General features: G+C 69.5%; 7 protein-coding genes and 1 tRNA gene. 1 reads left to right on the top strand and 7 read right to left on the bottom strand.

The window, feature by feature from the left end; genetic code table 11:
- Positions 1 to 117: 117 nt before the first annotated feature.
- From ACWEVN_RS06390 to ACWEVN_RS06370, 5 genes are all read right to left on the bottom strand, one after another.
- On the bottom strand, positions 118 to 1,539 hold the full coding sequence (locus ACWEVN_RS06390) for an ATP-binding protein (protein WP_449684414.1): 1,422 nt from the start codon (positions 1,537 to 1,539) through the stop codon (positions 118 to 120).
- On the bottom strand, positions 1,536 to 3,188 hold the full coding sequence (locus ACWEVN_RS06385) for an FAD-dependent oxidoreductase (protein ID WP_449684413.1): 1,653 nt from the start codon (positions 3,186 to 3,188) through the stop codon (positions 1,536 to 1,538). Before ACWEVN_RS06385 ends, ACWEVN_RS06390 begins: the two co-directional genes overlap by 4 nt.
- A gap of 10 nt (positions 3,189 to 3,198) precedes the next feature.
- The gene (locus ACWEVN_RS06380; RefSeq protein ID WP_452050501.1) at positions 3,199 to 4,125 is read right to left on the bottom strand and encodes a ribonuclease Z; all 927 of its coding nucleotides are present in this window, start codon (positions 4,123 to 4,125) and stop codon (positions 3,199 to 3,201) included.
- Positions 4,126 to 4,138: 13 nt separating this feature from the next.
- Positions 4,139 to 4,693 carry an HdeD family acid-resistance protein gene (locus ACWEVN_RS06375; protein ID WP_449684411.1) on the bottom strand — a complete coding sequence of 185 codons (555 nt, stop codon included), beginning with the start codon at positions 4,691 to 4,693 and terminating at the stop codon, positions 4,139 to 4,141.
- Positions 4,694 to 4,825: 132 nt separating this feature from the next.
- Complete coding sequence (locus ACWEVN_RS06370) at positions 4,826 to 7,003, bottom strand: RICIN domain-containing protein (RefSeq protein ID WP_452050500.1); 2,178 nt, start codon at positions 7,001 to 7,003, stop codon at positions 4,826 to 4,828.
- Between the two features lie 259 nt (positions 7,004 to 7,262).
- Here ACWEVN_RS06370 and ACWEVN_RS06365 point away from each other — a divergent pair.
- Positions 7,263 to 7,335: transfer RNA gene (locus ACWEVN_RS06365), tRNA-Ala, on the top strand.
- Between the two features lie 258 nt (positions 7,336 to 7,593).
- On the opposite strand, the gene ACWEVN_RS06360 is transcribed toward ACWEVN_RS06365, so the two are convergent.
- Positions 7,594 to 7,800 carry a hypothetical protein gene (locus ACWEVN_RS06360; protein WP_452050499.1) on the bottom strand — a complete coding sequence of 69 codons (207 nt, stop codon included), beginning with the start codon at positions 7,798 to 7,800 and terminating at the stop codon, positions 7,594 to 7,596.
- A 140-nt stretch (positions 7,801 to 7,940) separates the two neighbouring features.
- Positions 7,941 to 8,345 (bottom strand): (4Fe-4S)-binding protein, encoded by a 405-nt coding sequence (locus ACWEVN_RS06355; RefSeq protein WP_449684408.1) that lies wholly within the window; start codon positions 8,343 to 8,345, stop codon positions 7,941 to 7,943.
- Positions 8,346 to 8,420: the final 75 nt, after the last annotated feature.

The following is an 8,420-nucleotide window of genomic DNA, read 5'->3' as shown; positions in this document are numbered from 1 at the left end:
GGTCGGCGAGCTGCGGTGGCGGGCGGGCGTACGGGACGCCGCGCCAGACGCGGACGCCGTCGCCCGCCAGCCCCACCAGCGCCCCGAGTTCGGTCGTGACCGTCGGGACGGAACCCATCAGAGGGAGGCCTGCTCGGCCGTCGGCAGGCAGACCTCGAACCGGGTGTTCCCCGGCTCCGACTCGACGCGCAGGTCGCCCTGGTGGCGCTCGACGACGATCTTCCACGAGATGTCCAGGCCCAGCCCGGTGCCCTCGCCGACCGGCTTGGTCGTGAAGAACGGCTCGAAGATCCGCGGCTTGATGTCCGCCGGGATGCCCGGGCCGGTGTCGCCGATCTCGACGCGGACCTGGTCGTTCTCCCCCCACGTCCGCAGCGTGAGCGTGCCCTCGCCCTTCATCGCGCCGAGGGCGTTGTCGATGATGTTCGTCCAGACCTGGTTCAGCTCGGCCGGGTACGCCGGGATCTTCGGCAGGCTGCGGTCGTACTCCTTGACCACGCGGACGCCGTCGCCGATCTTGCCGGACAGCATCACCAGCGTGGAGTCGAGGCCGTCGTGGACGTCGACCCACTGGTGCGGCGCCCGGTCCATCTGGGAGTACTGCTTGGCCTTGCCGACCAGGGCGGAAATCCTCGTGGTGGAGTCCTCGATCTCGCCCATCAGCATCTCGGTCTCGAGCGCGTAGGCGAGCCAGCGGACGGCGCCGTCGATGAAGGTGTCGCCGACCTGCTCCAGCACGTGGTCCAGATCGGCCGTGGTCAGGCCGGCCCGGACGTAGATGTCGGCGAGGTCCCAGCCGCCGTCGATGCCGCGGTCGTCGAACCAGTCGCCGATCTCGTCCTCGCGGTCGGCCTGCTGCATGGCCGTCAGCTTCTCGGCCTGCGCGACCTGCTTGACCAGGCGTTCCTGGACGTCGATGAGCTGGTAGAGCAGCTCCGGTTCGATGTCCTTCTTGGCCAGGAAGGCCAGCTTGTGGCGCATCCCGGCGACGCGTTCGCGCAGGGCGGACGTCGCCCGGACGGCGGCCGCGGCCGGGTTGTTCAGCTCGTGCGTCAGCCCGGCCGAGAGCTCGCCCAGCGCCAGCAGCCGGCGGCGCGAACCGATCACCGTGTCGCTGTTGCGCCAGCCGAGGTACATGCCCTCCAGCAGGTGCGTCGCCATCGGGAACCACCTGCGGAACTCGACGGAGAACTCCGCGGCGGGCAGCGCGAGCAGCGTCACGTCGCTCAGCGCCTGCACCGAAGCGCCGTAGCGGTGCTCGGCTTCCTGGTGCACGAAGAACTGCGTCGCGCCGAAGTAGGCGCCGCGCTGGTCGGACCGGTTCGTCTCGATCTCGGTGCCGCTGACCAGGCGCGTCATCCGGACGGCGCCGTTCAGGATCACGTAGAAGCAGGTCGCCTCGTCGCCCTCGCGGATGACGAACGAGTCGCCGTCGTACTCCTCGAGCACGGCGTTGGCGGCGACCCAGTCGAGCTGGGCTTCGGAAAGGTGTTCGAACAGGAAGAGGCCGCGAAGCTCTTCCCGCGGCAGTGCGCTCATTGTTCCTCCAGGTACCGGTGTACCAGCGTCACGGCCATCGCGCCCTCGCCGACCGCGGACGCCACCCGCTTGACCGACTGCGACCGCACGTCACCGGCCACGAACACGCCCGGGATCGACGACTCGAGGTAGTGCGGGTCACGGTCGAGCGGCCAGCCCGCCGGCCGCTGCCCGGCGCTCAGCAGGTCCGGCCCGGTGCACACGAAGCCGTACTCGTCGCGGTGGATGGCGTCGCCGAGCCAGTCGGTGCGCGGGGCGGCGCCGATGAAGATGAACAGGTGCCCGCTCTCGACCGTCTCGGTGACGCCGTTCTCGCACAGCGTGATCCGCTCGAGGTGGCCGTCGCCGTGCACCTGCTTGACGGTGGTGTGCGTGCGGACGTGGATGTTTTCGATGCCGGCGATCTGCTCGATCAGGTAGTGCGACATCGACGCTTCGAGGGACTCACCGCGCACCAGGATGGTGACGTCGCTGGCGTGCCGGGAGAAGAACACCGCGGCCTGCCCGGCCGAGTTGGCGCCGCCGACGATGTAGACGTGCTCGCCCTTGCACTCGGGCGCCTCGGTCGCGGCCGACCCGTAGTAGACGCCGCGGCCGGTGAGCTCCTCGATGCCGTCGGCCTCCAGGGCGCGGTAGTTGACGCCGCTGGCGAGGATCACCGAGTGCGCGGCGATCTCGCTGCCGTCGCCGAAGGTGATCACCCGCGACGAGCCGCGGGCTTCGAGGCCGACGACGTCGCGCGCGGTCAGCACCTCGGCGCCGAACTTCTGCGCCTGGCGCCGCGCCCGGTCGGTCAGCTGCGCGCCCGAGACGCCGTCCGGGAAGCCGAGGTAGTTCTCGATGCGCGAGCTCGTGCCGGCCTGGCCACCGGTGGCCTTCTTCTCGACGAGGACCGTGCGCAGGCCTTCGGACGCGCCGTACACCGCGGCGCCGAGGCCGGCCGGGCCGCCGCCGATCACGACGAGGTCGTAGAACTCCTGCGCCGGCCGGGTCGACAAGCCGACCGCGTCGGCGATCTCGCTGCCGGTCGGGTTCTTGAGGACGGTGCCGTCCGGAGTGACGACGACCGGGATGTCCTTGTCGGTCGCCTCCGCGGCCTGCAGGATCCGGCAGCCCTCGTCGTCGTCGACCGAGTACCAGCGGTACGGGACGGCGTTGCGCGCGAGGAAGTCGCGCAGGTGGAACGACGGCGAGTTGTACCGGTGGCCGATGAGCTTGACCTCCTCGACCGGCTTGTCGCCGACCGCTTTCCAGGTCTCGACCAGGGCGTCGATCACCGGGTAGAGCTTCTCCTCCGGCGGGTCCCACGGCTTGAGCAGGTAGTGGTCGACGTCGACGACGTTGATCGCCTGGATCGCGGCGTCGGTGTCGGCGTAGGCGGTCAGCAGGGCGCGGCGGGCGTGCGGGAACAGGTCCATCGCCTTCTCGAGGAAGGCGATCCCGTCCATCTGCGGCATCCGGTAGTCGGCGAGGATGGCCGCGACGGCGTCGCCGCGCAGCTTGATCTCGCGCAGCGCGTCGAGGGCGTCCGGGCCGGAGTCGGCGCGGATGACGCGGTAGTCCTTGCCGTAGCGCCGGCGCAGGTCACGGGCGACCGAGCGGGACACGGCGGGATCGTCGTCGACGGTCATCAGGATCGGCTGGCTCACGAGGTGCAGCCTACGGCGCTTCCCGCCCCGGAGGCGAAGAACGTCGTTTCGGCACCTGGACCCGCTCCAGGTCCTGGGCCACCACGATCTCGCCGTCGAACTCGGCCCGCGCCTCCGCTTCGAAGCGGTCCGGATCGGGGTAGCGCTGCGAGAAGTGGGTCAGCACGAGCTGCCGGACGCCGCACTCGGCGGCGACCCGGGCGGCCTGCCGCGCGGTCAGGTGACCGAAGCTCTCGGCCAGTGCGGTGTCCTCGGCGAGGAACGTCGCCTCGATCACGAGCGTGTCGGCGTTTTCGCTGAGGGCGTACACCGCGTCGCACAGGCGGGTGTCCATCACGAACGCGAACCGCTGGCCCGGCCGCGGCGTGCTGACGTCCTCGAGGCGGACGTCGCCGAGGCGGCCTTCGCGCTGGAGCTGGCCGACGTCCGGGCCCGCGATGCCGTGTTCGCGCAGCTTTTCGGGGAGCATGGTGCGGCCGTCGGGCTCGGTCAGCCGGTAGCCGAACGCCTCGACCGGGTGGCTCAGGCGCTTCGCTTCGAGGGTGAGCTTCCCGGTGGCGATCGGGCCGTCCTCGGCGATCGGGTGTTCCCGCAGGTCGGCCTGCTCGTAGAAGGCCGTCGCGTGCCGCATCCGCTCGAAGTAGTGCGCGCCGGACGCCGGGAAGTGGGCGTGGACGGGGTGCGCGACCTTGTCCAGCGACAGCCGCTGGATCACGCCGGGCAGGCCGAGGCTGTGGTCGCCGTGGAAGTGCGTGACGCAGATCCGCGTGACGTCCGTGGCGGCGACGCCGGCCCGCAGCATCTGGCGCTGGGTGCCTTCGCCGGGGTCGAAGAGGATGCCCTCGCCGTCCCAGCGCAGGAGGTAGCCGTTCTGGTTGCGGTGGCGCGTGGGCACCTGGGACGCGGTGCCCAGCACCACCAGTTCGCGGGTCGACACCCCCGCACGGTACTCAGGCGGCGAGTTTCCGGAGGCGGAACGCCAGCACCAGCAGCATGATCCCGTACAGGAGCGCGTAGATGCCGACGAGCAGCGCGATGCCGTAGGCGCCGGCGATGGGGTTGATCACGATGAGGATGCCGGCGAGCACGGAGATCGCGCCGGCCGCGATGAGGAACGCCTCGCCGCGGATCTGCTTGCGCAGGCGGACCGCGGCGGCGATTTCGGCGATCCCGGTGATGATCGCCCAGAAGCCGACCAGCAGGGCCAGCAGCAGGACGGTGAGGCCGGGCCAGACGAGGACGAGGATCCCGGCGACGATGCCGAGCGCGCCGAGGACGCCGTAGGCCACCCGGTGCCCGGTGTCACCCGGGCGGAACGCCTGCATCAGGCCGCCGATGCCGTCGACGATCGCGTACACGCCGTACAGGATCGCCAGGACGAGGACGGTGGCGCCGGGCCAGATCAGCGCGAAGAGCCCGAAGAGCACGGCGAAGACGCCGCGGACGGCCGCGATCGGCCAGGCCCTGCGGGGTTCGACGACGGTGAACGCTGCGAAAGAGGTCATCTGCCGCTCCCGGATCTAGGGACTCCCAGTATCGCGGCGTTTACCCCGTCCGGCGCCCGGAACACCCCGTTCGGTGTATTCCACATAGGACCGGCGTGCGCCGCGGCCGCCACCACGGCGCACGCCGGTTGCTCAGGGGTAACTCACCAGGTTGACGGCCTTGGTCCCGGACGGCGTAGCCGGGCCCGTGTTGTTGATCACGTGCGTGATCGTGCCCTGGTAGTTGAGCGACACGGTCACCATGTCGTGGAACCGGACACCGGGCGTGTTCGGCGCCTCGTAGGCGTGCGCGCTGGCCACGGACGGGTTGGTGCTGAAGTAGCAGTAGCTGCCCAGGCCCCACGCTTCGTGACTGGTGACGTTCGGGCCGACCTTGTAGGCGGAGAAGCCTTGGGCCGAGCCGTTCATCCAGCTCGCCTGGTTCGGCACGTCGTAGGGCATCTCGTTCTGGAAGAAGTAGGTGCGGCCGCCGTTGCCGTTCCAGACCACCTGCGTCTTCTGGTAGTGCTCGACGAAGAGGCCGTACATGGTGACGTCGTTGCCGTTGACGATCAGCCCGGTGTCGGCGGTATTGGTGGTCCAGCCGACGTATTCGTTGCGCTCGGCGTGGTCGGCGCGCCAGATCCACATGTGGTCGCCGATGACGTTGCTGCTGTTGACGACCAGGCTGGTCGCCGCCTTGCCGACGGCGGCGCCGCCGATCCGGAAGAACACGTCGTGCAGCGACGTCGGGTTCGCGGCGTGGTTCGCGCTCGCGCCGGCCGGGCCGACCTGCATGAGCGTGTTCGAGCTGGTCGTGCCGGCGTCGATCAGGAGGCCGGCGAGCTTGACGCCGTCGACGTCGTCGACGGTCATCGCGGTGATGCCGTTGTCCGGGATCAGCGTGGCGATGCCGAGACCGAGCACGACGGTGTCCGGCCGGGTCACCCGCAGCGTCTGGTTCAGGTGGTAGACACCGGGCGTGACCAGCAGGTTCTTGCCGGCGGCGAGCGCGGCGTTCAGGTCCGCGGCGGTGGCGCCGGGCTTGGCGATGTAGAACTGGTCGATCGGCAGGGAGGTGCCGGGAGCGGCGCCGTTCGCCCAGCTCGTGCCGGACGCGTTGGTCTTCACGCCCGGGACGAACACCTGGTACTTGCCCGCGCCGTCGATGTAGAGGAACGGCTTCTCGCGGGTCACCGGCGTCTGGCCGACGGTGGTGTAGGGCGGGCTCGGGAAGGTGTTCGCCGGAGCGCCCTGGACGCCCGCGAAGACCATGTTCCAGTTCGAGCCGTTCCAGCTGCCGAACTGCGAGTTGCGGGAGATCCACTGCTGCTGGGAGCCGGAGCGGACCTGGCCGTCGATCTTCGTGTCGGAGATCCAGCCGCCGCTGGCCCAGCCGCCGTCGTCGAGCTGCAGGTCACCGCGGACGTGCATGCGGCGGTAGGGGGCGGCCTGGCTGACGGCCCAGCGGTCGGCGCCGCCGTTCGGCGTCACGGACAGGTTTTCGGCGCCCCGCCAGAAGTTCTGGGTGGCGTTCTGCGGCGGGAACCAGTCGGCCTCGACGTGCACGGCGCCGTTGATGTTCACGGCGTCGGGACTCAGGCCGAGGCCGAGGACCTGCGTGTAGAAGCCGACGTTGACGTCGTTGGCGTAGGTGCCGGGCTTGAACATGACGGCGTAGCGCTGGCTGCCGAACTGGTTGCGCTCTTGCTGGGAGAAGATGCTGTTGAGCCGGCTCTGGATGGTCGAGCTCGGCATCGACGGGTCGAAGATCACCACGTTCGGGCCGAAGTCGGGCTGTCCGGGCTGGCTGGTGTTCACGGGCGTCAGCATGAAGGATTGGGCACCGGTGCCGTTGCAGGTGTACTGCTGGAGCTGCACATCGCCGGTGGACGCCCCGGGGACGTCGAGGCACTTCCCGCTGTTGCGGCTGACGAAGTGGTACCGGCCGCCGCCTTCGTCGACGGCCTGCCACTGCTGGTTGGCCCCGCCCCCGTAGGTCCAGAGCTGCAGCAGGCCCCCATCGGCGGCGGACACGTCCTTGACGTCCCAGGCGGCGGCCGGGTTGGAGCGGGCGTTGACCCGGAAGTAGCCGTCCCCGGTGGCCTGGAACTGCCACTGCTGCGAAGCGGTCTGGTTGCAGGCGTACTGCTGGACAACGGTCCCATCGGCCGTCCCGGCACCCCGCGCATCGACGCACTTCCCGCTGTTGACGGCGGCAACGGTGTACCACCCGTCCGGCGTCACGGCGGCACTCGCCGTGGCTGTCGTCATGCTTCCGACCAGGACCGACGCTGCCGCGAGCAGCGTCATCACCCGCCGTCTCGTCATCGAAGCCTCCTCTGCCGCATCTGCGGCGTCATCGAGAGGTGTGCCCGGTGGTGAAGACGCGGCGTAACGGGCGGGGACCTCGGCGTCACAACCGCGCAAAATGTAACGGCGGCCACAGGCGGAGGTCAATACAGGACTAAAAATAAGGTGTGAACGTGCAGGTCAGCAGCTTTGCGGGGTTGTGGGTACCCCCGCGCGGAGGCCCTCTGGGCGGGGTGTACTGTATGGGCATACGAGATGCGGAGTTCACCTTCGCCTCGGGGCTATGGCGCAGCTGGTAGCGCACCTCACTGGCAGTGAGGGGGTCAGGGGTTCGAGTCCCCTTAGCTCCACAGTGACGAAACACCGCCCACCGGATCCGAAGATCCGAGTAGGGCGGTTTTTTCGTTGAGTCGGATCTTGAGTTTCGCCAAGGAGAACTTCAGCTACCGATCGGTAGCTGGGGCAAAACTGGGGCACCGGCCCGAGGACGGCGAAATGGGGTCACTACAACTGCCCCAGTCGGGTCCCCCGGGCAGGTGGACGCCAAAGGTTCTTTGCGCGCACCGACGTGCCATCGGCGGCAAGCTCAGCTCCCTCGCCGAATCTCGTCACGAAGCGGTTCGCCGCGCATCACCGCAGTCCTGTCTCCTTTGGAGCCGCGGCTGAGCGACTGACGCCTTGAGGACGCGTGCGCCGGGAGCGAGCGCGGCAGCCTTTTCGCCGGTAGTGATCTGCGCCGGCCTGAACGGCGCGGAGGAATCGTTGGTGGCGTCCACCAGGATGCGCCCGTCCCAGTCCGTCAGGTCGTCGAGCACTGCGGCGACCTGATCCCGGGTACGGGCGGCGCGCGAAGGCCGAGCCGATCGCACCCGCTCCGACGGTCTTGCGCCCGCAGGCCTTCAGTTCAGCCTCAACCGGGAGGGGCATTCCCTCGCGGTGCAGCTACCGGATGCCCTCAGCGGCGGCACGCGTTGTCGCAGAAAGGACGTCTGGCCGACCGACCGCACGCGCACAGCGCCATACGCGTGTCCTGGTGAGACTCGCCGCCGGCGCCGGTCAGGACGAGGTTGCCGCGGATGAGGGTTGGGCCATCGTCGGTCGCGGTCACGACTGTCGGATCGGGTGCGCGTTCGTCGGTGCCGTCACGTCGTGTGTAGCGCAACGCGCCGCTGGGGCAGCGTTCCACCACCTCGGCGACTGCGTCAGCCTCGGCGTTGTCCGGGGTGATCCAGGGGCGCGCTTGGACGTCGAACACGGCCGGCAGCCCGCGCAGGCACTCGGCGAAATGGAGGCAGCGGCTGCCGTCGAAGCTGACAGTGATGTCGGATCCGCGGTAGGACTTGGGCGCCGGGTCACTCATCGCGGCGTCGCGCCGAGGTGCCGCCGGCGAGCGTGGTCGTCACAAGGGCGCATGATCATCCCTCGGTTCATCGCG

This window comes from Amycolatopsis sp. NPDC003861 (genome assembly GCF_053605405.1).
This window is presented reverse-complemented; position numbering and strand designations above follow the sequence as displayed.